This is a genomic window from Luteibacter sp. Sphag1AF, assembly GCF_014192715.1.
GTDB lineage: Bacteria > Pseudomonadota > Gammaproteobacteria > Xanthomonadales > Rhodanobacteraceae > Luteibacter.
In genome coordinates, this window is sequence record NZ_JACHYH010000001.1 from 65,561 (window position 1) to 87,398 (window position 21,838).

A 21,838-nucleotide genomic window follows, 5' to 3' on the forward strand; every position below is an offset into this window, starting at 1 on the left:
GGCGTTCCGGCCCACGGCAGCGCTACACTTCAATATTCGGTGCACTACAGCTGGCTGGCCAGCGAAGCACGACGCGACCGGTAACCACCCGAATACGCCTGGAGTTTCCATGATCGACATCTTTCCGCTGGAAGACGGCATTCACGAAATCCGCCTTGCCCGTCCCCCCGTCAATGCGCTGAACGTGGAACTGGTCCGGGCACTGCGGGACGCCGTGACGGATGCGCCGGCGAACGGCGCCCAGGGTATCGTCATTTCCGGTGCGCAGGGCATGTTCTCTGCCGGCGTGGACGTGCCTGCCCTGCTGGTCAAGGACAGGGCGGGCATCAGTGAGTACTGGCGCGAGTTCTTCCTGATGTGTGGCGCGCTGGCCAATTCGCAGGTGCCCATCGTGGCCGCCGTCACGGGGCACAGCCCCGCTGGCGGCGCGGTGATCGCACTGTTCTGCGACTACCGCGTGATGGCGCACGGGCCGTTCCGGATTGGCCTCAATGAAGTACAGGTGGGCCTGCCCGTGCCCGAACCGATCCAGCTCATCATGCGTCGCACCGTCGGGGCATATCGCTCGGAACGCCTGCTGACGGCGGGCGCCATGCTCGACGCCGAGCAGGCGCTGGCTGTCGGGCTGGTGGATGAACTGGTGGGCGTGGAACAGGTGACCACGCGCGCCACGGTGTGGCTGCGTGACCTTCTGGCCATGCCGCGCAAGGCGATGCTGCGCACGCGCGCCATCGCACGCGCCGATCTGACCCAGGCCTATGCAGACCCGGCGTCGCTGCCCATCGAAGATTTCGTCGACGCGTTCCTGTCGGAAGAAACCCAGAGCACGCTGAAGGCGCTGGTGGCAAAGCTCAAGGCCAAATGACCCTTGGGGAGCGAGCACGCTCGCTCCCACAAGGATCAGGCTCAGGACAGCACGGTCAGCTCCACCGGCACCACGGCATCGCCGCTGATGATCTGGGCCTGGCCGTCCTGCACCATGAACTGTATCTGCATCGTGCGGGCGGTGAGTGCGGCCAGCGCATCCACCGTGGACGGTGCGATATCAATCACGGTCACATTCTTCGTGCGCGCGACGGCCGCCGCCGTCTTCTTCCACCACACCTCGGCGCTGCGGCCGCTGTATGTATAGACGATGACGCGGTTGGCGCGGCCGGCGGCACGGCGAATGCGCTGCTCGTCCGGCTGGCCGATTTCGATCCACAGATCGACCTCGCCGGTGAGCTCCTTGCGCCACAGATCCGGCTCGTCGTCCGAGCTCAGCCCCTTGCCGAACACCAGCGACTCGTCGGCGTTCAACGCGAAGGCCAGCACACGGACCATCATGCGCTCGTCGGTTTCCGACGGATGCTGAGCAATGGTGAGCGGGTGGGCCTGGTAGTAGTGGCGGTCCATGTCGCTGACCTGAAGGTCAGCCTTGAAGACCGTGGATTTGAGTGCCATGGGCGGGGAAATTCCAGCGTAGAGGCCGCAAAGCCTACACGATGGCCACCCCCGCGAGCCGCTGGGTCACAAATGAGTCGGCCGGAACCGGGCGGCCAATATGGAAACCCTGCACCATGTCGCAGTCCATGCCCATGAGTCGATCCAGGGTTTCCTGGTTCTCCACCCCCTCGGCCACCGCCTCCATGCCAAGCCGGTGCGCCACTTCCACCATCGCGCGCACCAGCTGCTCGGTACGGGCGTCCTCGATGATGGCGTCCACGAAGGTGCGGTCGATCTTGAGCTCGGTCGCGGGAAAATGGCGCAGGTACGCGAACGAGGCGTAACCGGTGCCGAAGTCGTCGATGGCCACGCGGACGCCCCGATCACGCAGCCGACGCAGCACGCGCACGCTCATGTCCAGGTCGGTGAGCAACGCGGTTTCCGTGACTTCGACAATCACCGATTCGGCAGGCACGCCCCATATATCCAGCGCACCCAGCATCTGCTCGGCAAAACCCTGCTCCACAAACACGCGCGGCGACAGATTGATCGCCACATCCACCGGCGAGCCAGCGCGGTGCAAGGCGGCCGCCTGACGCAGCGACGCGTTGAGGCTCCACCGCGTGAGCGGCACGATCAGGTCGCTGCGTTCGGCAAAGGGAATGAAGTCGACCGGAGCGACTTCCCCGTGATTCTGGGTGTTCCACCGCGCCAGCGATTCCACGCGAGTGATGGTCTGCTGACGCACGTCCATCAGCGGCTGAAAATAGACTTGCAGGCGATTGGCCTCGATGTCTTCGCGAAGCTCGCCGTAAAGAATTTCGACCTGGGTGTTGTCCGGCTGATACATCGCGAACGGTTCGCCAATGCGAAGCGCTTCGTCGTGGGCGATCTCTGCGCGTCGACACAGAAGCTCCGCGGCAGCGCCGTGCTCCGGATGCATCGCCGCGCCGATTACCGCGCGACCGTGCCAGGGACGCGAACCGCACATCAGTGGCTCGTCGAATGCGCCAACCAGGCGCGTGGCAGCAAGCAGCGCATGCGTGCGGTTGCGCACAGCGGGAAGCAACAGCAAAAACGTGTCGTCGGCCGCGACAAACACCTTGTCGATATGGCGCACGATTTCCACGATGCGCTCGCGCGCCGCCAGCATGATCTCGTTGCCGAAGCCGTAGCCGAAACGCAGCTGTGCCTCGCGCATGCCACGCAGGCGGACCACCAGCACGGCGCACAGTCCCTCGCGGGAACTGTCGCGATCAAGCAACGCCTGCATCGCGGTGAAAATATGAGCGCGGTCGGTCACAGGAACCCCGGTTGGCGTGCTGTTGATGACTGGAACGTGGCGCTCATTGCAAAAAATACTCCTTGGGATCAATACCGTGGCTTCCGGGCGGCAACGTGCGCACGATGTCTCTGCGCTCCGGGCCCACCTGTCGCATCAGGTCCACGATAAGAAAATCGTCCAGCGGCGATTTGTCCGGGGCGGTGAGAATCGCCACCCGGGGCTGTAGGCGCCGGGCGTGATTTTGCACCATAACGATGGCAACTTCGCCGGTTCCCAGTTCCACGAGCGAACCGGTAGGGTAAACGCCGATGCACGCCTGGAACTGCTCGACCAGCTCTGCCTGGAAGTCGGCGTTACGCCCCGCGTAAAGCGTGCGCAGCGCCACGTGCTGGGAGACGGCCGGTCGATAGGGGCGCGGCGAGGACATGGCGTGGTACGTATCAATGATCGCCGCCATGCGCCCGGCCAGGGGAATATCGGTACCGGTCAGCCCTTCCGGATAGCCCGTGCCGTTGAACCGCTCGTGATGCGTTCGCACCATATCGAGCACTTCCTGGTCGGTGACACCGGAATGCTCAAGGATGGCCAGTCCCTCATTGACGTGATGGCGGGCCAGCAGGGTTTCGGCCTCGGTGAGGGCACCAGCGCGGGTCAGCAGCTCATCGGGCAGCTGCGACTTTCCCACGTCCATCAGCAGGCCACCCGCCGCGAGGCTGACGATGGCGTCCTCTGAAAAACCCATATGCCGTCCGAAGGCCGCAGCAAGCGTGCTGCAACTCACGGCGTGACGGTAGGTGTAGCTGTCGCGCTGACGCAGGCTCTCGATCCACAGGAAGGCGTCGCCGGAGCGCAACACACTCTCGACCATCGGCCGCACGGCGTTTTCCACTTCCTGCGGATCAATGTGACGGCCATGCGCCAGATCGTCGACGATCTTCTCGACATAGCTCAAAACCGACTCATAAGCGTCACCTGCGCGGGGCAGTTCGTCGTCGAAGATGGCCGTATCCGTGTAGGTGCGCTCGGGAAACAGGCGCCGGGACGGCGGCCGGTGGGTCGGAGCAGCGCGGGCTGTCCGGGGCGGCGGTCGTGCGGTGTCACCCGGTACGGGATCAGGCGTCACACGGCGCAACAGGTCCACGAAGACATAACGGCAATGCTGGCGGAGAGCGTCGATGTCGTTCTGGTTGCGGACGGGCACGCCCTGGAGGGGAAACGGCGTTTCGTCCCACTCGCAGTCCAGTCGGCATACATACATGCCGACCTCCAGAGCACTTACGGCGACCCGCCTTTCCACCAGATCGTACGCCACACTTCCCCCAAAACCGAACGACATCCACCCGCTGCAGCGGATCGACCGACCCGCCCCCTGGCGCGCCCCCAAGCGCGCGCGGCAGCGTCAGGCAGGACGTGTGCACGCTGTGTGTATCTGCCCTGACGCGCCGATCCTTCTGAAAGGTGGCTCCGATGTATCGGCTACATCATCGGGAACTGTAACAAACCTGCTGCCATGGAATCCGTCCTGCCCCGGTCTGTATGTAAGCCACGGGTAAGCACAGGAGAACCATCCATGTTCCGCCGCCCCTTTTTTGTTGCTCTCGCCGCTTTTTCTCTTACTGCCTGCACGTCCGCGTTTGCGCGCGATGACGGTATCCGGCTGCCCGACCCCGCCACAGATGCCGCGCCTGCCTCCGGCGAGCAGATCGCCGTGCTGGCGGGCGGGTGCTTCTGGGGGGTGGAAGGTGTGTTTGAGCATGTGCGCGGCGTGAAGCACGTCACGGCCGGCTACACCGGGGGAGACGCCCGGCACGCCAATTATGAGGATGTGAGCGAGGGAGACACCGGTCACGCGGAGTCGGTGCGCATCGTCTATGACCCGGCCGTCGTCAGCTACGGCCAGTTGCTGAAGGTGTATTTCTCGGTCGCTCAGGACCCCACCCTGCTCAACGAACAGGGGCCGGACCATGGCACGCAGTATCGCTCGGCCATCTTCTATGCCACACCGGAGCAGAAGCGTGTGGCCGAGGCCTATATCGCTCAACTGGGCACGGCGCACGCGTTCTCCGCCCCCATCGTCACGGCGGTAACGCCGCTGACGGCGTTCTATCCGGCCGAGGATTACCACCAGAATTACATGCGCCTGAATCCGGACTCGATGTACATCCGGATCAACGACCTGCCCAAGGTGCTGGCATTGCAGCGCATTTATCCGCAGCAATACACAGCCACCTGGGCCAACGCCCGCTGATGATCCGGCGGGCGCGCGTCGTCAGATCATGGGCAGATTGAGGCCCTGCTCGCGGGCGCAGTCGATGGCGTCCTGATAGCCCGCGTCAGCGTGGCGCATCACGCCCGTGCCCGGATCGTTCCACAGCACGCGCGCGATGCGCTTGTCTGCGGCCTCGCTGCCATCGCACACGATGACCACGCCGCTGTGCTGGCTGTAACCCATGCCCACGCCACCACCGTGATGCAGGCTGACCCATGTGGCGCCACCGGCCACGTTGAGCATCGCGTTCAGCAGCGGCCAGTCGCTGACGGCATCGCTACCGTCCTTCATCGACTCGGTTTCGCGATTCGGGCTGGCGACGGAGCCTGAATCCAGATGATCGCGGCCAATAACCACCGGCGCCTTGAGTTCACCATTGCGGACCATCTCGTTGAACGCGAGGCCGAGTTTGTGACGCTGGCCAAGACCCACCCAACAGATGCGCGCTGGCAGACCCTGGAAGCTGATGCGCTCACGCGCCATGTCCAGCCAGTTGTGCAGGTGCGCGTCGTCGGGAATCAGTTCCTTCACTTTGGCATCGGTCTTGTAGATGTCTTCCGGATCACCCGAAAGCGCCACCCAGCGGAACGGGCCAACCCCGCGGCAGAACAACGGACGCACGAATGCCGGCACGAAGCCCGGGAAATCGAATGCATTCGTGCTGCCTTCGTCCTTGGCCACCTGGCGGATGTTGTTGCCGTAGTCGAAGGTGGGAATGCCGCGCGCATGAAACGCCAGCATGGCCTCCACGTGCGTGCGCATGGATGCCTTGGCGGCACGTGCGGTACCCGTGGGGTCGGACACACGGCGCTCCATCCATTCCTCCACCGTCCAGCCGGAGGGCAGATAGCCGTTGACCGGATCGTGTGCGCTGGTCTGATCGGTCACGGCATCCGGACGCACGCCGCGGCGCACGAGTTCCGGCAGCACATCCGCCGCGTTGCCCAGCAGCGCCACGGATACTGCACGGCCTTCCTTCGCGTAGCGCTCCATGCGCGCCAGTGCGTCGTCGATGTCGTGCGCCTGTTCGTCCACGTAGCGGGTCTTGATACGGAAGTCGATGCGGCTCTGCTGGCATTCGATCGTCAGCGACGAAGCACCGGCGAGGCTTGCGGCCAGCGGCTGCGCGCCGCCCATGCCACCGAGGCCGGCGGTGAGAATCCAGCGACCGGCAAGGTTGCCGCCGTAGTGCTGGCGACCCATTTCCACGAAGGTTTCGTACGTGCCCTGCACGATGCCCTGCGAACCGATGTAGATCCACGAGCCGGCCGTCATCTGGCCGTACATCATGAGGCCCTTGCGATCCAGTTCGTTGAAGTGCTCCCAGTTGGCCCACGCCGGCACCAGATTGGAATTGGCAAGCAGTACGCGCGGCGCATCCACATGCGAGGGAAACACACCCACCGGCTTGCCGGACTGCACGAGCAGCGTTTCGTCGTCGCGCAGTTCCCGCAGCGCACGAAGAATGGCGTCGAAGCATTCCCAGTTGCGCGCCGCACGACCGATGCCTCCGTAAACCACCAGTTCGGCAGGGTTCTCTGCCACCTCAGGATCGAGGTTGTTCTGCAGCATGCGGAACGGCGCTTCAGTCAGCCAGCTCTTGCAGGTCAGCTCGGTGCCGCGCGGTGCGCGGATGGTGCGGGTGGTGTCGATACGCGTCGCGGCAGTCATGGTTTATCTCGGAAGCGTGGGGAAGGCGAATCGCCGATTATGTGCCGCGACCTGTCAGAACGGCCATCCGCAACGCAGCATTGATGTCCGGAAACGGCGAGTTTCATGATTTTGCGCGGTGTACGCTTCCCTCCATGACCCCGGACCAAGCTACCCGCCACCTGCCCGACACGGCCATTTGTGAAGCGGCCCGCCTGAGCCGCGACGCGCGCTTCGACGGCCTGTTTTTCACCGCCGTGACCAGCACAGGCATTTATTGCCGTCCGGTGTGCCCCGCACCAGCGCCCAAGCCATCCAACGTCGTGTACTTCGCCAATGCCGCAGCAGCACAGGCCGCAGGCTTTCGCCCCTGCCTGCGCTGCCGACCCGAGTTGTCACCCGCCGATGGCGCATGGCGGCGCGGAGACACGCTGCTGGCACGCGCGCTGAAGCTGCTGGAAAGCGACGCCATGCATGGCGCATCACTGGATGCGCTATCTGCGCAGCTTTCGTTGAGTTCGCGGCAATTGCGCCGGTTGTTTGTGGAGCGGCTCGGCGTATCCCCCATCGAAGTGCGCACCACGCAACGCCTGCTGTTCGCCAAGCAGTTGCTGACCGAAACCGCGATGCCGATCACCGAAGTAGCCCTGGCTTCGGGCTTTGGCAGCCTGCGTCGGTTCAATGCGGCCTTTGCCCATGCCAACCATATTCAACCGCGCGAGCTGCGCCGCCATCCGCGCGCCGTGGCGGGCGAGCCGCTGGTGCTTCGGCTCGCCTATCGGCCACCCTACGATCTGGATGCGTTGCTGCAATTCCTCGCAACGCGCGCGTTGCCCGGTATCGAAAAAGTGGACGACACCTCGTACGCACGTGTGTTCGGTCCCGCTGATCGCCCCGGCTGGCTGCGCGTGAGTGCATGGCCCGATGGCAGCGCCGCCTTGCGCCTGGAACTGCATTGCCCCGATACCGCGCGCTTGCAGGACATCGTGATCCGGCTTCGCCGGCTGTTCGATCTGGATGCCGATCCGGCCATGGTCGCCGCGACGTTCGAGGACGATCCGGTGCTGGGGCCGGCCGTGCGCCGTCGCCCGGGTTTGCGACTGCCCGGCGGATGGGACGGTTTTGAAATCGCAGTACGCGCGATTCTCGGCCAGCAAGTCAGCGTGGCGGCAGCCCGCACATTGGCCACGCGCCTGGTGGATCGCTACGGCCAGCGCATCGAGCCATCGCCGCTTCCGGGGCTGGATCGCCTGTTTCCCGAGCCAGCAGTCCTCGCCGACGTCGACCTGCGCGACATCGGCCTGACTACCGGCCGCGCAGCCACCATCAATACGGTGGCCGCCGCTGTGCGCGACGGCCGGGTGGACTTTCGCACGGATCGCACGCTGGACGAACTGGTAGCGCTGTGGACCGCCCTTCCCGGCATCGGGGACTGGACGGCCCAGTATCTGGCCATGCGCGCACTGGGCCACCCGGATGCGTTCCCTGCGGCCGACCTGATTCTGCGTCGGGCGGCATCGACCACAGGCGAAGAACTCTCCACGCGCGCGCTCACGCTGCGCGCACAAGCATGGCGGCCGTGGCGCGCGTACGCAGTGATGCATCTGTGGCGCCTGAGCACGGACGGACCTGCGCCATGACACGACGCCACGTAGAACACACCATCGCCTCACCCGTGGGGCGGCTTCGCCTGCTGGCTACCGAAGAAGGCCTCACGGCCATCGAATTCGCCGACTTCCACGAACGCCGACGCTGGAGCCCCGCGCCTCCCACCATGGCGCTGGAAGAAACTGGCACGCCTGAAGAACGCGACGCGGCGGACATCCTCCACAACGCTGTCGCTCAACTGAAAAATCATTTCGCAGGAAAACGCGAACGCTTCGACCTTCCGCTGTGCGCGGAAGGAACGCCGTTTCAGCAAGCCGTATGGCGCGGGCTACAGGACATCCCGTTTGGCGTGACCGAAAGCTACGGTCAGCTCGCACGCCGTATCGGCCATCCACAAGCCATTCGCGCCGTTGGCGCCGCGAACGGCGCCAACCCGCTATCCATCGTCGTGCCGTGCCATCGTGTCATTGGCGCCAACGGCACGCTGACCGGATTTGGCGGCGGCCTTCCCGCCAAACGCTACCTGCTGGCGCTGGAACGCGCGTCAAGCGAACCGTCGCTGTTCAGCGCCCCGCCGACCCGGCCGTAACCGGCGCGTTGCCAGGGTTCTGCCCGGCAGGTGTGGCGTTGTAACGCTGCACCGCCGACTGCTGCTGGTTCTGATAAAGCTGCTGCTGCGACTGGGCGCTCTGATCCTGCTGGCGTTGCAGATTGGGGTCCGTGGTGTTCCGGCGAATCTGCGCCTGATTGCCCTGACGAATCTGCTGCTGCACGGCGTTCTGCTGGATCTGACCCTGGGCGCGCTGCTGTTGCGCCGCCTGCTGCCAGCGGACTTCAGCGGGCCGCGTGGGAACCACGGCATGAGCCGCCGGAGGCGGTGATGCCACTGCGCGGGCCGGTTTGGCAGGTGTGGTTGTCTGCGCGAAAACAGCCATTGAAAAGGCCATGGACGCAAGTAATAACGACACCTGATGCGGAAAACGAGATGAATTAGTCATATGGACAGGCCATCATAGGAGGATTTCCTCCTGTTCCAAGCCTACGGTCTCCTCCATGAATTTCCCGTTTCGTCCGCTGTTGCGCAGCATGCTTGTGTTCACGTTCGCGGCGCTGTCGGCGTGCGCCAGCCCCTCCATCAAGCCAGATACGCGTGAACGTCACCCGCTGCTGCTCATCTCGATTGATGCATTCCGCCCGGACTATCTGGACCGCAATCTGACCCCCACGCTCGCCAGCATGGTCACCGAAGGCGCCCATGCGCCGTACATGCTGCCGTCGTTTCCGTCGCTGACCTTCCCCAACCACTACACGCTGGTCACCGGCCGGGTTCCCGATCACCACGGCATCGTGAACAACACCATGTCCGATCCGGCGCTGGGCCGCTTCAGCCTGTCGAATCGCTCGGCCACCAGCGACGGCCGCTGGTGGGACGGCGCCGAACCCATCTGGGTCACCGCCCAGAAGCAGGGCCTGCGCACCGCCACGATGTTCTGGCCGGGCACGGAGGCCAGCATACGCGGCATGCGCCCGGACCACTGGATCGCCTACGACGGCGACATCACCTCAAACGGCCGCGTGGACCAGCTGCTGGCGTGGATCGACGAGCCGGGCAAGAAGCCCATGTTCGACACGCTGTATTTCGACACCGTGGACCACGCTGGCCACGAGCACGGCCCCGACTCACCGGAAGTGAACGCCGCGCTGGTGGATGTGGATGCCGCCCTGGCACGTCTGGTAGCTGGTCTGAAGGCCCGCGGCCTGTACGACCGCATGGACATCATCGTGCTGTCCGACCACGGCATGGCCTACCTGCCGCCGGATCACGTGATCTTCGCCGACGACATCGCCGATGTGACCCAGCTGGACGAGGTCTCCTACGGCGTCATGGCCACCTTCAACCTGCGTGAAGGCTCAGGTTCGGCGAAGGCCGAAGCTGCCCTGCTGGCGCCGCACGAGCACATGCAGTGCTACCGCAAGGGCGACCTGCCCGCGCGTTTCCAGTACGGCACCCACCCGCGCGTACCGGCCATCATCTGCATGGCACAGACCGGCTGGACCATCGTGAGCCACGCGGGCCTGGCCAAGCGCACGTCGCCCATGTCACTGGGTGAGCACGGCTACGACAATCAGGACCCCACGATGCGCGCCCTCTTCGTGGCCCGTGGCCCGTCGTTCCAGCCGGGTGCCACCATCGCGCCGTTCCCGAACGTGGACGTATACCCGCTGATGATCCATCTGCTGGGCATCCACGGTGAATCGAACGACGGTCATTTCGATGAGGTGAAAGACGCACTCCGGCCCGCTGCCCGCTGACCGGCGGGCTCGCGTAGAATTGGGGCATGCGTCAACTCTATACATCGCCCCGACTCGAAAACATCGACCGTGTCGTTGCCCTTCTCGCCGAGAAGGGCATCGAAACGACCGTGACCAACCGCTCCACCTGGAATCGCCCGACGTATCAGCGCTTCAGCTATTCCCAGCGCATGGACAATCGCGAAACCTGGCCACAGGTGTGGGTCAACGGTGCCGATGATTTCGCCCCCGCCCGCGCACTCCTGAAAGAGATCGGCATCGAGCCGGTCGTGCGCTTTCAGGAAGAACTGGCCATGTCCCGGCAGCCTGATCGCCGTGCCCCGCAGATGCGCACCGCCTCACGCGTTCGCCTGATGATGCTCGCGGTGGTCGTCGGCATGGGCCTGGTCTATCTCCTCAAGGCCATGCGGGTCATCTAGGTGGTGCCCCACCGCCTGCTGCGCGAGCAAACGCGCGACGCCCACGATGCGGCAGAAGCCGCGCCCGTCATGCGCCATCTGCTGGATGGCACGCTCAGCCGCGCAGGCTATGCCGGCCTGCTTGCGGCTCAATGGGTGCTGTTCCGCGACTTCGAACGCGACCACGCCCAGTGGCTGGCCGACACCGTCGCCCGCCACGGCTGGACATGGCGTTCGCGCGCCGATCTGCTCGCCCGGGATGTAGCTGAACTGGGCGGCACACTGCCCACCGAGGCGGCCGTATCTTCACGCCACGTGGTCGATGAATCCGCATCATGGGGCATGCTCTATGTCATCGAAGGATCGGCGCTCGGCGGACAGCTGATCGTGCGCGGACTTCGCCAGCGGTTCCCCGATGCGGCTCATCGCTTTTATGGCGTGGGTGACGATCAGGGTTCATCCTGGCGGTGCTTCCAGCAGATTCTCGATGACGTGCTCGCCGAAGAACCGGCGCAGGCGAGGGCGATCCGCGGCGCACGGCACATGTTCGCGCGCTTCCAGACCACCTTCCAGGACCGCATCTCGCATGCCTGATACACGCGACCTGCCAGACCTTACCGCTTGCGACCGCGAACCGATCCACATTCCCGGATCCATCCAGCCACACGGCGTACTGCTGGTGGTGGATGCGACCTCGCACGCCATCCTTCAGGCCAGCGAAAACGCGCCGGACATCCTTGGCCTGCCGCTCGAACAACTGCTTGAAGCGCCGTTGCACGAAGTGCTGCACTTTCCCGACGACACGCACGTCCACGAGGAACCGCCGTTCCACAGCCCGTGGATGGCCGTCACGCTGCCGCACGCCATACCGGGCGGTGCGTCCATGTGGGCATGCGTGCATGTTTACGACACACGCTGGATGATCGAGATCGAGCCGCGTGAGTCCTATTTTGAAGACGATCCCATCCGTGTCGCTTACGACTTCGGGCGTCGCCTGGAATCGGACAAGACCGTGGAACGCGCCGCGCAGCGACTGGCGCGACTGGTGCGTTCGCTGTTCGGCTACGACCGGGTGATGGTCTACCGCTTCGACCACGACTGGCATGGCGAAGTGATCGCGGAGGCGCGCGAGGAAACCCTTGAGGCCTATCTCGGCATGCACTATCCGGCCACCGATATTCCCGTGCAGGCGCGCGCCTTGTATCTGCGCAACCGCGTGCGCCAGATCAGCGACTGCCGCTACGTGCCCTCGCGCATCCTGCCGCCATACGATCCGGAAACCTCCGAAGCCACCGACCTCAGTGACGTGTCGCTGCGCAGCGTGTCACCCGTGCACCTGGAATATCTGGGCAACATGGGCGTCACCGCCACGCTGGTTGCCTCCATCGTGAACAACGGCAAGCTGTGGGGGCTGATCGCCTGCCATCACTACTCGCCCTTCTTCGCCGATCACCAGATGCGCGACACCGCCGATGCGCTGGCACGCGCCTTTGCCGCGCGTGTGGGTGCCATCGAGGAAATCCACACGATCGACGTCGAAAGCACGCTGCTCACCGTGCGCGAAAAACTCATCACGGCATTCAACGAAAGCGAGCACATTGATCCGGAACTGCTCGCGTCGCTGGCGCCGGAACTGCTGGAAGTGGTGGACGCCGATGGCGTGGCCATCTTCGCCGGCAACTTCGTCATGCGTCACGGCATGTTGCCCGACGAGGCCTCGCTGCTCGCCATTCGCGAATATGTGGGCACCGGCATATCGAACGACCCGGACGGCATTGCAGGCGTGCTGCATACCGATGCCATCGGCGAACGCTTCCCTGCACTGAACGATCCGGCCATGACCTCGCTGGCGGCGGGCGCCATCTTCATGCCGCTGCAATCCGATGCGCACAACGCCGTGATCTGGACGCGTGCCGAACAAGTGAGGCACGTGCGCTGGGCAGGCAACCCTCAGCTGGCCAAGCTCGAAAACATCCCCGGCGCACGCATGTCGCCGCGCCAGAGCTTCACGTCGTGGCAGGAAACGGTGCGCGGCCGTTCTCGCCCATGGTCACGCGCCCATCTGGATTCCGCGCGCGGCCTGCGCGTGCTGATCGAGATGATGGAACGCAAGCATTACCAGCAGAGCTTCGCCCTGTTGCGCGCGTCGCTCGCACGCCTGCAAGAGGTCACCATCATCACCGACGCCTCCGCCGACCGCTGGCAGGATTGCGCCGTGGTCTTCGTCAACGACGCCTACACCCGGGCCACCGGCAACGCCATCGAACAGGTCGCCGGCATTCCCATGCGCAACCTGCTGGCGGAAAACGACACCGACCCGGCTGCGCTCGCCGCACTGGAAAGCGCCTTCCACGCCCAGGCCATTGCCCGCCTGCGCATAGCACTGCGCCACCACGACGGCGGCTCCCGCCCCGGCCGCGTCGAACTGGAGCCGGTCACCGACAGCCAGGGCCGTGTCACCCACTGGATGACCATCCACCACCCGGAGCCGTGATTGGGGGGGCGAGGCTTGCCATAACGCCGCAAAGCCGGCTTTCCCGAAACTTCCGCGCCAGTCGGCAGAAAGCCAGCTTAGAATCACCCCATGTCTTCTGACCGTGTCCGGCTATTTCAGACGCTGCCCCACGCTTGCGGCTACTACGCTGACCGCACGGCGCAAAATCTTGTGGTCGATCCCGGGGCGCCTCATCTGGATCGGCTATACGGCGGCGCGCTGTCCAAAGGCTTTCGCCGTGCAGGTGGCCACCTCTACCTGCCGCGTTGCGGCGAGTGCCAGGCCTGTGTGCCCTGCCGCATCGACATCGAGCGCTTTGAACCGGATCGCAGCCAGCGCCGCTGCCTCAAGCGCAATGCCGATCTTCGCGTCGTGGAAACAGGCCCGGGCTTCACCGAAGAACGCCACGCGCTTTACGCACGCTACCTCCAGTCCCGCCATCCCGGCGGAGGCATGGATGCGGCCGACACCGAAGACTTCCAGCGCTTCCTCGTCGCACCGTGGAGCCCGACCGTATTCGTGGAGTTTCGCCAAGGCGACGAACTGAAAGGCGTGGCCGTCACCGACATCTGCCTCGGCGGCGCCTCAGCCGTCTATACGTTTTTCGCACCCGAAGAACCCGCACGCAGCCTCGGCACGTACGGCATTCTTCAGCAGGTGGAGTTGGCCCGGCGACGCGGCATCCCGTACCTTTACCTCGGCTTCTGGATCGCCGGCCATCCCAAGATGGACTACAAGAGCCGCTTCAACGCGTTGCAGATCCGCCAGAACAATCACTGGATCGACATGCCCCGCGCTTAGGCGATCAGTGGCCGAACGTGCTGATGGTCAACTTGCGCTGATGCGCCTCCAGGCGATGCTCGAAAAGAAACACGCCCTGCCAGGTTCCCAGCAGCGGCTTTCCGCCATGCACGGGGATGGACAGCGTGACGCCGGTCAGCACCGAACGCACATGCGCCGGCATGTCGTCGGGGCCTTCATCGCGGTGGCGAAACAGCGGATCGCCATCGGGCACCAGTCGCGCGAAGAACCGCTCCAGGTCGCCGACCACATCCGGATCGGCGTTCTCGCCAATCAGCAGCGAACAGCTCGTATGTTGCACGAACACATTCACCACGCCGGTCTGCACGTTGCTGGCGGTGACCGCGTCAGCAACGCGCGAGGTCACTTCAAACAGGCCACGGCCGCGCGTATGAACGGTGACCGTGCTCTGGGCGACGTGCTGCACGGGCTGGCTGCGGCTCATGGTGTTCTCCGGTGGTTACGGATACAACAGGCGGTGGGTCCAGCTCCCATCATCCGTTTCGTAGTTGATTCGCTCGTGAAGACGGAACGTGGCGCCGTACCAGAACTCCACCCGGTCAGGATCGACCAGATAGCCGCCCCAGTGATCCGGACGCGGCACATCGCGGCCTTCAAACTCTTTTTCAAAGTGCGCCACGCGCTCTTCAAACGTGGCCCGGTCAGGCAGCGTCTGCGACTGCTTCGAGGCCCATGCGCCGATCTGGCTGCCTCGCGGACGCCTGGCGAAATAGGCGTCTGATTCGTCCGCGCCAAGCTTGCTGGCCCGGCCTTCAAAACGCACCTGAATGCCTTCGCGAATCTGCTTCCAGTGGAAGCACAGCGCGATCTGCGGATGTGCCGCCAACTGCTCGCCCTTGGCGCTTTCGTAGTTGGTGAAGAATTGCAGGCCGCGCTCGTCAATGGCCTTCAGCAGCACAATGCGCGAATGGATGCGCCCACGCCCATCGGCGGTGGCCAGGTTCATCGCGGTGGGTTCGCGGTCGCCACTGGCGCGCGCTTCGTCCAGCAGGGAGCGGAACGTGGTGAGGATCTCGGCGTTTAGCATCGGCGTCGGACTATGCTTCTGGCATGGAGACCCCGGATGCTAGCACGCACGGTCATGACCTGGCCGTGACCCTTTTGTCGCAGCTTGAGCACGCCATAAGCGATTCTCCGGGCATGTTTGTGCTCGGCTTGTCCGGCTTGCAGGGCAGCGGCAAAAGCACGCTTTCCAGCGCATTGGCCGGGCTGGCCAACGCGCGCGGCTGGCATGCGGCCGTACTGTCGCTGGACGATGTGTACCTCACCCGGGCGCAGCGCCAGCGCCTGGCCGCAGACGTCCATCCGCTGCTGATGACGCGGGGCGTGCCCGGCACGCACGATCTGGGGCTGCTGAATCAGGTGATGAGCGAACTGCCGCACGCGTCGCCAGCTCATCCCGTTGCGCTGCCCCGTTTCGATAAAGGCATGGATGACCGCGCTCCAGCGGACACCTGGCCCGTGCTCACCCGGCCGCCGCGCCTGCTGATTCTTGAAGGCTGGTGTGTCGGCGTTCCCGTGGAAGATGAGGTCGCGCTCGCCACACCGGTCAACGCACTGGAACGCGATGAAGACCCGGACGGCCGCTGGCGCGAGTGGGTCAACCAGAACCTGGTCCACTATCAGCCGCTATGGCGGCGCCTTGATGCGCTGATCGTCCTTCTGGCGCCGTCCTGGGACATCGTGCTGGCCTGGCGTTCCGAGGCAGAACAGAAGCTGCGCCAGAGCGGTGCCGCACACACGATGGACGCGCAGGCCATGCGCCGTTTCGTCCAGCATTACGAACGCATCAGCCGACTGGCCATGCTCACCCTGCCCAGCCGGGCAGACATCCTGGTGCCGCTGGACGAGTCCAGGCACGTCATGCCCGGCCCGCCCTGATCCGGCAACGGGCACCGCCGCGCCCGTTGTGCTTAGATCAGCACCTGCCGACGGGGGTGGATCATGGGGCGCCTGAAAAAGAGTACGCCTAAAGCGACTGCACGGTCGCGCACCACCCAGCTCATCAAGACCAGCCGCACGCAGGCGCCCTTCGCCAACAAGCCATTTCATCACGCGACCCTGGACAGGACCCTCACGCCATCCCAGGCCAAGGCTGGCGGATTCAGGACAGACGTGGTGGAGGCTGTCACCAGCGGCAAAAAGATAAAGAAAGGCGCTTTTCGCTCACCATCCAACCCGACGAAGAGCGGCCACAGCAGCGGCTATCACGAGGCGTTCGGAACCACGGACAGCGTGGATCATCTCTCCCGGCGAACGAAGGGCAGCAAGGGCCTGTCGTCCATGCCTGCGATGTCCAGGGGCATATGGAAAAAGCATTCGGGCGCGACGTTCTACGAGCGCAACGTCGGGCCCGTCATGCAAGCCAGTGACGGCGCACGAACAGATACGGCACGAATGGTACTCAGCGTGCCGGGCGGCGGCGGCGCAGGACACTCAGGTTCGGGCATGAGCCAGAAAGGACAGGCATCCGGCCACGACGTGCTTCGCGACCAGGTGATGCGCACGCTCAAGGACCCGGCGCTTACTCCCTCCTCCGCTGGCGTGCTCGCTGGCACGACCGCCCTGTTCTCCACGGCTCCCGGCGAAGTGGCCCGCACAGTGGACCGCTCGTCGAAAATGAAGGACCAGGGCGCCCGCGCGTCCTACGAGGCCAATCGCAACCAGGGCAAGAGGGAGGCAGCCGTGCATTTCCAGGCGCTGACGCCGCCAGAGCAAGCCACGGTCATGACGCACATGAACACGTTCGTCCAGGCCATGGGCCATACCACCCGCTATCTGGAACCGGGCCGACCGCACTCGCCCATGCGCGATGAACGCGGGAAGCCGGGGCAGATTCACGGCGGCGGCTATCTGCCCAAACCTCCAGCCAAACAGGCGACGGCGCCGTCTTTTCCGGCCTTTGGCGCGTCGTCGTCATCGTCATCGTCTTCCTCATCGACGGCACCCAAAGGACCGGTGCCGAAACTGGGGCCACTTCCCACGTTCAGCAGCACGCCACCGGGCTCATCGCCTGCGGTAGCGAAGCCCGCGCCCAAGCCCGCGACGCCAGGCGCCATCGCCATGGCGATCACCCAATCGCTTCGCGCTGAACGCACATGAGGCGGCGTCAACGCAGCTGTTGCATCGCCCGCCGCAGCAACGCCGCATAACCTGCGCGGGCATCGGGCCAGCGACACTGGAAACCCGCAGCGCGAAGGCGCGCGTTGCTGAGACGCTTGTTGCCCACGCCGTGCGGCCCGGGCCCTTCCGCCGGAGGCGGCACACCCAGCAGGCCGGCCAGGTAGTCGTAGAGTTCGTCGATGGCCAGCGGCGCATCGTCCACACCCACATACAGCGGATCGGGATCGTCCATCGTCAGCAGATGGGCAAGCGCTGCCGCCGCATCGTCCACATGCATGCGGTTGGCGAACGTGCGCTGCTCCCGCGGCACGCGTACTTTTCCGTCGCGCAGCGCCTGAAATAGCTGCGTGCGACCGGGGCCGTACAGTCCTGCCAGACGCAGCACGGTGGAAGGCACGTGGCTGGATGCCAGCACCTGCTCGGCTTCCAGCAGCACGGCGCCATTGAAGCCGGGCGGCGCAGGCGGCGTGTCTTCATCCACCCATGCGCCAGCGTGATCGCCATAGACGGCCGACGACGACACGAAGATGACCCGCTGCAACGTCTCGGGATTCAGCGCCGCCAGCAGATGGCGAAGGCCATCGACGAAAACGCTGCGGTACGCTGCTTCATCGCGTGCGTCGGGCGTGGGCGCAAAGATCACATGGGAGACGCGGGGAAGCTGGCGCAGCGTGTCCGGTGAGGCCAGATCAGCCTGTATCCAGCGGATGCCGTCCCCGCTGTCGGCGACGGGACGGCGGCGCAGTGCCCAGAGAGAGTGCCCGCTGGCGGCAAGCAGCGCGGCCGCCCGGCCGCCCACGTCGCCGGCGCCCGCCACAAGAATCGAGTGATTGAGACCTGGCTCGTTCATAGGCAGGTCGCTTGTTGCTAGCATGACTCGATGAATCCCTCGCCTAATCTGTTTCTTGTCGGTCCCACGGGCGCCGGAAAGACATCCATCGGCCGCCAGCTGGCGGAGCACTACCGCATGCCCTTCGTCGATCTGGACGTGGAGATCGAATCACGCTGCGGCCTCACCATTTCCACGATTTTCGAGCAGGAAGGTGAAGCCGGGTTCCGGGCACGCGAGTGCGCGCATCTGGATGAGTTTAGCCTTCAAAAGGGTATCGTGCTCGCGACCGGCGCAGGCGCGGTGCTTGATCCGGCCAACCGCGCGTTGCTGCGCGAACGCGGCTTCGTGATGTGGTTGCAGGTGTCGGTGGACGAACAGCTCGACCGTCTGGAACACGACCGCCAGCGCCCGCTGCTGGCCGTGCCTGACCGGCGTGGTCGCCTTGAAACCCTGGCGCATGATCGGCTGCCACTTTACGAAGCACTGGCCGACCTGGCGTTTCCCGGCAAGCACGAACCGGTGGAAAGCGCCGCTGCGCGCGCCATCGCCCTGATTGACCAGCACTGGAGTTGCGCACCATGAAAACCGTCGACGTCGTTCTGGGCGAGCGCAGCTACCCGGTATGGATCGGCAGCGGCGTGCTGGCCGACAACACGCGCTGGCGCGAACGCATTCGCGGACGCCACGTGCTGGTCATCAGCAACGAAACCGTCGCACCGTTGTATCTGGAACGGCTGGCACGCGGGCTGGATGGCCTGACGTGGTCAAGTTTCCTCATCGGTGACGGCGAGGCAAACAAGACGTTTGCGAACGTCGGCCTCGCACTGGATGCACTGGGCCAGCTTGGCGCCACGCGTGATGCATGCATCGTCGCACTGGGCGGTGGCGTGGTCGGTGATCTGGCGGGCTTCACGGCCGCGTGCTGGATGCGCGGCATCGACTTCATCCAGGTGCCCACCACGCTGCTGGCGATGGTGGATTCCTCGGTGGGTGGCAAAACCGGCGTGAACCTGCCCATTGGCAAGAATCTGGTGGGTGCGTTTCATCAGCCACGCGCCGTCGTCGCCGATATCGACACCCTGGACACATTGCCGCAGCGCGAATACCGGGCCGGACTCGCCGAAGTGGTGAAAGCGGCCGCGATTGGCGATGCCGCTTTTTTCGACTGGCTGGAAACCCATGCCGACTCGCTGTCGATGCGTGAATCCACCGCCCTGATCGACGCCATCGCCCGCAAGTGCCAGTACAAGGCCGGCGTGGTGGCACGCGATGAAACCGAGCAGGGCGAACGTGCGTTGCTCAATCTGGGCCACACGTTTGGTCATGCGCTGGAAACGGCGGGTGGCTACACCGAGCTGCTGCACGGCGAAGGGGTGGCCATCGGCATGGTGCTGGCGGCGAGGCTTTCGGCGCGGCTGGGCATGTCGCACGACGGCGACACACACCGGTTGATTGCGCTGCTGGAGCGCCTGGGTCTGCCCACGCGGCAGCCGGCCGGTCACACGCCTGAGCGCCTGCTGTCACTGATGCGACTGGACAAGAAGAACACCGCCGGCACGCTGCGCCTGATCCTCTGGCGCGGTATCGGCTCGGCGGAAATCGTGGCGGGCGTGAACGAGGCCGACGTGCTGGCCGTGCTTGGCTGAAGACACCCGGGCGGGCACAGGCGTGCGCGCCCGCAGTGGAGCGCCTACAATGACCGGTCCTGCGTCAGACCTTCGCCCGCCCATGCGCATTTACATGCAAACCGTGTCCGACGCTGTCGCCGAGGCGCCCCGTTACGTTCAGATCGTGCTTGAGCAGGATCTGCTGGGCGGCTGGACGCTGTATCGCGAAACCGGCGTGCAAGGCGGCAAGGCGGCGCTGAAGCGCGACATCTTCCTCGACCACGACGCGGCACTGGCCGCGTTTGCGAAGGCGCGTGACGCGCAGATCAAACGGGGTTTCAAAGTAATGTTCAGTCAGGGACTGGAGTCCGAGCATGGCCGCTGATGCGCTGACCAATGATCGCTTCCTGCGCGCGCTGCGCCGCGAACCGGTCGACACCACGCCCATCTGGGTCATGCGCCAGGCCGGCCGTTATTTGCCGGAATACCGGGAAACACGCGGCCGCGCCGGCAGTTTCATGGCGCTGGCCACCCACCCGGAACGCGCGTGCGAAGTCACGTTGCAGCCGCTCGCACGCTTCGACCTCGATGCGGCCATCCTGTTCTCCGACATCCTTACCATTCCCGATGCGATGGGCCTGGGACTTTCGTTTGCGCAGGGCGAAGGCCCGCGCTTCGAGCGGCCCGTGCGCAGCGCGGCAGACATCAGCAAGCTCAGCGTGCCGGACATGGATGGTTCGCTGCGCTACGTGATGGATGCCGTGCGCCTCATTCGCCAGGAACTTCACGGCCGCGTGCCGCTGATCGGTTTTTCCGGCAGTCCGTGGACGCTGGCCTGCTACATGGTGGAAGGCGAAGGCTCGCGCGACTTCGCACGCGTGAAAGCGCTGGCGTGGAACGAACCCGCCCTCGCCCACCAGTTGCTGGATACGCTGGCTCGCTCCGTGGCCGCCTATCTGATCGCGCAGGCCCGCGCAGGTGCGCAGGCGCTGATGATTTTCGACACGTGGGGCGGCCTGCTGGGACCTGCGCCTTTTCGCGAATTTTCGCTGCGCTACATGAAACTCGTGGTCGACGAACTGCACGCCGATGCCGCCAGCCGCGACCTGCCCGTGATCCTTTTTTCCAAGGGTGCCATGGGTCAGCTTGAAGCGCTGGCGGACACCGGCTGTACCGGTCTGGGCATCGACTGGAGCATCGACATCGGCGACGCCCGCCGTCGCGTGGGCGACCGTGTGGCGCTACAGGGCAACCTTGATCCGGCCGTGCTGCGTGCAGGCCCGGAGATCGTGGAGCGCGAAGCGCGCACCGTGCTGGACAGCTTCGGCAATCACCCGGGGCACGTGTTCAATCTGGGCCACGGCATCACCCCGGAAGTGGATCCGGAGAATGTGCGCGTGCTGGTCGACACCGTACACAGCCACGGCCGGACGATCCGCCAGGGCTGAGAACCACGATATGCGGGAGCGAGCTTGCCCGCTCCCGCAACAACAGCCGAATCAGAAGCGATTCGGCCCCGCGACATGGCACTTCGTCAGTTCCTGACGAGCGGTCGCCGCGCCAGCATTGTCGTCGGCCTGCATGCGCATTTCGATCACCGTCTGCCAGTTGCGGGCACAAAGGCTGCCGAGCTTCGGGCCAAGCTGATACGACTGGCGTGCCAGCTTCTCAGCCAGCGGAAAGTCGTTCATGCGCACCGCCACTTCCGCACGATCCTGGATGATCTCCGGCGCATCGGGCGCCATCTTCAATGCCGAATCGAGCTTGGAAGCCGCTTCCGGGAAGTGCCCCGCGCGCTCGTCCGACTGGGCTGACTGAGCCAGACCCTGCACGCCCGGATCGCGCAACGGCGCCACATCAATGGCCGACTTCTCACGTTCACCGGCCGCGCGAATCTGCGCCACGATGTCGTAATTGGGTTTGGGGGGACGCGTGGCCTGCGGCGGTGCAGGCTGACTGCAAGCGGCGAGCAGGGAAACGGCGGCAAGGGCGCACAGGCGAAAACGATACAT

At 64.9% G+C, this 21,838-nt stretch carries 24 protein-coding genes; 15 read left to right on the forward strand and 9 right to left on the reverse strand.

The genetic code is table 11. The features are described 5' to 3' along the window. Positions 1 to 109: 109 nt before the first annotated feature. Positions 110 to 865, forward strand: a complete 756-nt coding sequence (locus FHW69_RS00280) for an enoyl-CoA hydratase/isomerase family protein (protein ID WP_183421005.1) — start codon at positions 110 to 112, stop codon at positions 863 to 865. A 41-nt stretch (positions 866 to 906) separates the two neighbouring features. Here the strand turns inward: FHW69_RS00280 and FHW69_RS00285 are convergent, their stop codons facing one another. The 3 genes from FHW69_RS00285 to FHW69_RS00295 are packed head-to-tail and all read right to left on the reverse strand — an operon-like array spanning position 907 to position 4,046. After that, positions 907 to 1,443, reverse strand: coding sequence for a YaeQ family protein (locus FHW69_RS00285; RefSeq protein ID WP_183421006.1), 537 nt, complete (start codon positions 1,441 to 1,443; stop codon positions 907 to 909). A gap of 34 nt (positions 1,444 to 1,477) precedes the next feature. Continuing rightward, positions 1,478 to 2,728: a GGDEF domain-containing phosphodiesterase gene (locus tag FHW69_RS00290; protein ID WP_183421007.1), complete on the reverse strand. Its 1,251-nt coding sequence runs from the start codon at positions 2,726 to 2,728 to the stop codon at positions 1,478 to 1,480. A gap of 43 nt (positions 2,729 to 2,771) precedes the next feature. After that, complete coding sequence (locus FHW69_RS00295) at positions 2,772 to 4,046, reverse strand: HD-GYP domain-containing protein (RefSeq protein ID WP_221195339.1); 1,275 nt, start codon at positions 4,044 to 4,046, stop codon at positions 2,772 to 2,774. A gap of 234 nt (positions 4,047 to 4,280) precedes the next feature. Here FHW69_RS00295 and msrA point away from each other — a divergent pair, with 234 nt between their 5' ends. After that, the gene (msrA, locus tag FHW69_RS00300; RefSeq protein ID WP_183421008.1) at positions 4,281 to 4,958 is read left to right on the forward strand and encodes a peptide-methionine (S)-S-oxide reductase MsrA; all 678 of its coding nucleotides are present in this window, start codon (positions 4,281 to 4,283) and stop codon (positions 4,956 to 4,958) included. A gap of 21 nt (positions 4,959 to 4,979) precedes the next feature. On the opposite strand, the gene hutU is transcribed toward msrA, so the two are convergent. After that, positions 4,980 to 6,650: a urocanate hydratase gene (gene hutU, locus FHW69_RS00305; protein WP_183421009.1), complete on the reverse strand. Its 1,671-nt coding sequence runs from the start codon at positions 6,648 to 6,650 to the stop codon at positions 4,980 to 4,982. 134 nt (positions 6,651 to 6,784) lie between these two features. Here hutU and FHW69_RS00310 point away from each other — a divergent pair, with 134 nt between their 5' ends. Further along, positions 6,785 to 8,269: a DNA-3-methyladenine glycosylase 2 gene (locus tag FHW69_RS00310; RefSeq protein WP_183421010.1), complete on the forward strand. Its 1,485-nt coding sequence runs from the start codon at positions 6,785 to 6,787 to the stop codon at positions 8,267 to 8,269. Further along, positions 8,266 to 8,826 (forward strand): methylated-DNA--[protein]-cysteine S-methyltransferase, encoded by a 561-nt coding sequence (locus FHW69_RS00315; protein WP_183421011.1) that lies wholly within the window; start codon positions 8,266 to 8,268, stop codon positions 8,824 to 8,826. Before FHW69_RS00310 ends, FHW69_RS00315 begins: the two co-directional genes overlap by 4 nt. Here FHW69_RS00315 and FHW69_RS00320 read toward each other — a convergent pair. Beyond that, positions 8,801 to 9,172, reverse strand: a complete 372-nt coding sequence (locus FHW69_RS00320; RefSeq protein WP_183421012.1) for a hypothetical protein — start codon at positions 9,170 to 9,172, stop codon at positions 8,801 to 8,803. The genes FHW69_RS00315 and FHW69_RS00320 overlap by 26 nt on opposite strands. A gap of 118 nt (positions 9,173 to 9,290) precedes the next feature. On the opposite strand from FHW69_RS00320, the gene FHW69_RS00325 reads away from it, so the two are divergent. From FHW69_RS00325 to FHW69_RS00345, 5 genes are all read left to right on the forward strand, one after another. Then, positions 9,291 to 10,550 carry an ectonucleotide pyrophosphatase/phosphodiesterase gene (locus tag FHW69_RS00325; RefSeq protein ID WP_183421013.1) on the forward strand — a complete coding sequence of 420 codons (1,260 nt, stop codon included), beginning with the start codon at positions 9,291 to 9,293 and terminating at the stop codon, positions 10,548 to 10,550. 26 nt (positions 10,551 to 10,576) lie between these two features. Then, entirely contained in the window at positions 10,577 to 10,969 is a 393-nt protein-coding gene (locus tag FHW69_RS00330; protein WP_183421014.1) for a hypothetical protein, read from the forward strand. Between the two features lie 3 nt (positions 10,970 to 10,972). Beyond that, positions 10,973 to 11,542, forward strand: coding sequence for a biliverdin-producing heme oxygenase (locus FHW69_RS00335; RefSeq protein ID WP_183421015.1), 570 nt, complete (start codon positions 10,973 to 10,975; stop codon positions 11,540 to 11,542). Further along, a complete protein-coding gene (locus FHW69_RS00340; protein WP_183421016.1) occupies positions 11,535 to 13,442 on the forward strand; it encodes a GAF domain-containing protein in 1,908 nt (635 codons plus the stop codon). Before FHW69_RS00335 ends, FHW69_RS00340 begins: the two co-directional genes overlap by 8 nt. A 90-nt stretch (positions 13,443 to 13,532) precedes the next feature. Continuing rightward, on the forward strand, positions 13,533 to 14,243 hold the full coding sequence (locus tag FHW69_RS00345) for an arginyltransferase (protein ID WP_183421017.1): 711 nt from the start codon (positions 13,533 to 13,535) through the stop codon (positions 14,241 to 14,243). A 4-nt stretch (positions 14,244 to 14,247) separates the two neighbouring features. Here FHW69_RS00345 and FHW69_RS00350 read toward each other — a convergent pair whose 3' ends face one another. Together FHW69_RS00350 and pdxH are read right to left on the reverse strand one after the other, a co-directional pair. After that, positions 14,248 to 14,688: a secondary thiamine-phosphate synthase enzyme YjbQ gene (locus FHW69_RS00350; protein WP_183421018.1), complete on the reverse strand. Its 441-nt coding sequence runs from the start codon at positions 14,686 to 14,688 to the stop codon at positions 14,248 to 14,250. A 15-nt stretch (positions 14,689 to 14,703) separates the two neighbouring features. Continuing rightward, a complete protein-coding gene (pdxH, locus tag FHW69_RS00355; RefSeq protein ID WP_183421019.1) occupies positions 14,704 to 15,291 on the reverse strand; it encodes a pyridoxamine 5'-phosphate oxidase in 588 nt (195 codons plus the stop codon). Between the two features lie 65 nt (positions 15,292 to 15,356). Between pdxH and FHW69_RS00360 the strand changes: the two genes are divergently transcribed. Together FHW69_RS00360 and FHW69_RS00365 are read left to right on the forward strand one after the other, a co-directional pair. Continuing rightward, positions 15,357 to 16,145: a kinase gene (locus FHW69_RS00360; RefSeq protein ID WP_343203934.1), complete on the forward strand. Its 789-nt coding sequence runs from the start codon at positions 15,357 to 15,359 to the stop codon at positions 16,143 to 16,145. Between the two features lie 63 nt (positions 16,146 to 16,208). Further along, entirely contained in the window at positions 16,209 to 17,366 is a 1,158-nt protein-coding gene (locus FHW69_RS00365) for a hypothetical protein (RefSeq protein ID WP_183421020.1), read from the forward strand. 7 nt (positions 17,367 to 17,373) lie between these two features. Here the strand turns inward: FHW69_RS00365 and FHW69_RS00370 are convergent, their stop codons facing one another. Further along, positions 17,374 to 18,237 (reverse strand): NAD-dependent epimerase/dehydratase family protein, encoded by an 864-nt coding sequence (locus FHW69_RS00370; protein WP_183421021.1) that lies wholly within the window; start codon positions 18,235 to 18,237, stop codon positions 17,374 to 17,376. 30 nt (positions 18,238 to 18,267) lie between these two features. Here FHW69_RS00370 and FHW69_RS00375 point away from each other — a divergent pair, with 30 nt between their 5' ends. From FHW69_RS00375 to hemE, 4 genes are all read left to right on the forward strand, one after another. After that, entirely contained in the window at positions 18,268 to 18,801 is a 534-nt protein-coding gene (locus FHW69_RS00375; protein ID WP_183421022.1) for a shikimate kinase, read from the forward strand. Beyond that, a complete protein-coding gene (gene aroB / locus FHW69_RS00380) occupies positions 18,798 to 19,865 on the forward strand; it encodes a 3-dehydroquinate synthase (RefSeq protein ID WP_183421023.1) in 1,068 nt (355 codons plus the stop codon). Before FHW69_RS00375 ends, aroB begins: the two co-directional genes overlap by 4 nt. A gap of 82 nt (positions 19,866 to 19,947) precedes the next feature. Then, positions 19,948 to 20,211: a hypothetical protein gene (locus FHW69_RS00385; protein ID WP_183422211.1), complete on the forward strand. Its 264-nt coding sequence runs from the start codon at positions 19,948 to 19,950 to the stop codon at positions 20,209 to 20,211. Next, the gene (gene hemE, locus FHW69_RS00390) at positions 20,201 to 21,274 is read left to right on the forward strand and encodes a uroporphyrinogen decarboxylase (protein ID WP_183421024.1); all 1,074 of its coding nucleotides are present in this window, start codon (positions 20,201 to 20,203) and stop codon (positions 21,272 to 21,274) included. Before FHW69_RS00385 ends, hemE begins: the two co-directional genes overlap by 11 nt. 51 nt (positions 21,275 to 21,325) lie before the next feature. Here hemE and FHW69_RS00395 read toward each other — a convergent pair whose 3' ends face one another. Next, positions 21,326 to 21,838 carry a tetratricopeptide repeat protein gene (locus FHW69_RS00395; protein ID WP_183421025.1) on the reverse strand — a complete coding sequence of 171 codons (513 nt, stop codon included), beginning with the start codon at positions 21,836 to 21,838 and terminating at the stop codon, positions 21,326 to 21,328.

What these genes read in the sequence shown, in the direction of transcription:
- FHW69_RS00280 (WP_183421005.1), top strand. Translation starts at nt 110, where the DNA reads ATGATCGACATCTTTCCGCTGGAAGACGGCATTCACGAAATCCGCCTT.
- FHW69_RS00285 (WP_183421006.1), bottom strand. Translation starts at nt 1,443, where the DNA reads ATGGCACTCAAATCCACGGTCTTCAAGGCTGACCTTCAGGTCAGCGAC.
- FHW69_RS00295 (WP_221195339.1), bottom strand. Translation starts at nt 4,046, where the DNA reads ATGTCGTTCGGTTTTGGGGGAAGTGTGGCGTACGATCTGGTGGAAAGG.
- msrA (WP_183421008.1), top strand. Translation starts at nt 4,281, where the DNA reads ATGTTCCGCCGCCCCTTTTTTGTTGCTCTCGCCGCTTTTTCTCTTACT.
- hutU (WP_183421009.1), bottom strand. Translation starts at nt 6,650, where the DNA reads ATGACTGCCGCGACGCGTATCGACACCACCCGCACCATCCGCGCACCG.
- FHW69_RS00310 (WP_183421010.1), top strand. Translation starts at nt 6,785, where the DNA reads ATGACCCCGGACCAAGCTACCCGCCACCTGCCCGACACGGCCATTTGT.
- FHW69_RS00315 (WP_183421011.1), top strand. Translation starts at nt 8,266, where the DNA reads ATGACACGACGCCACGTAGAACACACCATCGCCTCACCCGTGGGGCGG.
- FHW69_RS00320 (WP_183421012.1), bottom strand. Translation starts at nt 9,172, where the DNA reads ATGGCTGTTTTCGCGCAGACAACCACACCTGCCAAACCGGCCCGCGCA.
- FHW69_RS00325 (WP_183421013.1), top strand. Translation starts at nt 9,291, where the DNA reads ATGAATTTCCCGTTTCGTCCGCTGTTGCGCAGCATGCTTGTGTTCACG.
- FHW69_RS00330 (WP_183421014.1), top strand. Translation starts at nt 10,577, where the DNA reads ATGCGTCAACTCTATACATCGCCCCGACTCGAAAACATCGACCGTGTC.
- FHW69_RS00340 (WP_183421016.1), top strand. Translation starts at nt 11,535, where the DNA reads ATGCCTGATACACGCGACCTGCCAGACCTTACCGCTTGCGACCGCGAA.
- FHW69_RS00345 (WP_183421017.1), top strand. Translation starts at nt 13,533, where the DNA reads ATGTCTTCTGACCGTGTCCGGCTATTTCAGACGCTGCCCCACGCTTGC.
- FHW69_RS00350 (WP_183421018.1), bottom strand. Translation starts at nt 14,688, where the DNA reads ATGAGCCGCAGCCAGCCCGTGCAGCACGTCGCCCAGAGCACGGTCACC.
- pdxH (WP_183421019.1), bottom strand. Translation starts at nt 15,291, where the DNA reads ATGCTAAACGCCGAGATCCTCACCACGTTCCGCTCCCTGCTGGACGAA.
- FHW69_RS00365 (WP_183421020.1), top strand. Translation starts at nt 16,209, where the DNA reads ATGGGGCGCCTGAAAAAGAGTACGCCTAAAGCGACTGCACGGTCGCGC.
- FHW69_RS00370 (WP_183421021.1), bottom strand. Translation starts at nt 18,237, where the DNA reads ATGAACGAGCCAGGTCTCAATCACTCGATTCTTGTGGCGGGCGCCGGC.
- FHW69_RS00375 (WP_183421022.1), top strand. Translation starts at nt 18,268, where the DNA reads ATGAATCCCTCGCCTAATCTGTTTCTTGTCGGTCCCACGGGCGCCGGA.
- aroB (WP_183421023.1), top strand. Translation starts at nt 18,798, where the DNA reads ATGAAAACCGTCGACGTCGTTCTGGGCGAGCGCAGCTACCCGGTATGG.
- FHW69_RS00385 (WP_183422211.1), top strand. Translation starts at nt 19,948, where the DNA reads ATGCGCATTTACATGCAAACCGTGTCCGACGCTGTCGCCGAGGCGCCC.
- hemE (WP_183421024.1), top strand. Translation starts at nt 20,201, where the DNA reads ATGGCCGCTGATGCGCTGACCAATGATCGCTTCCTGCGCGCGCTGCGC.
- FHW69_RS00395 (WP_183421025.1), bottom strand. Translation starts at nt 21,838, where the DNA reads ATGTATCGTTTTCGCCTGTGCGCCCTTGCCGCCGTTTCCCTGCTCGCC.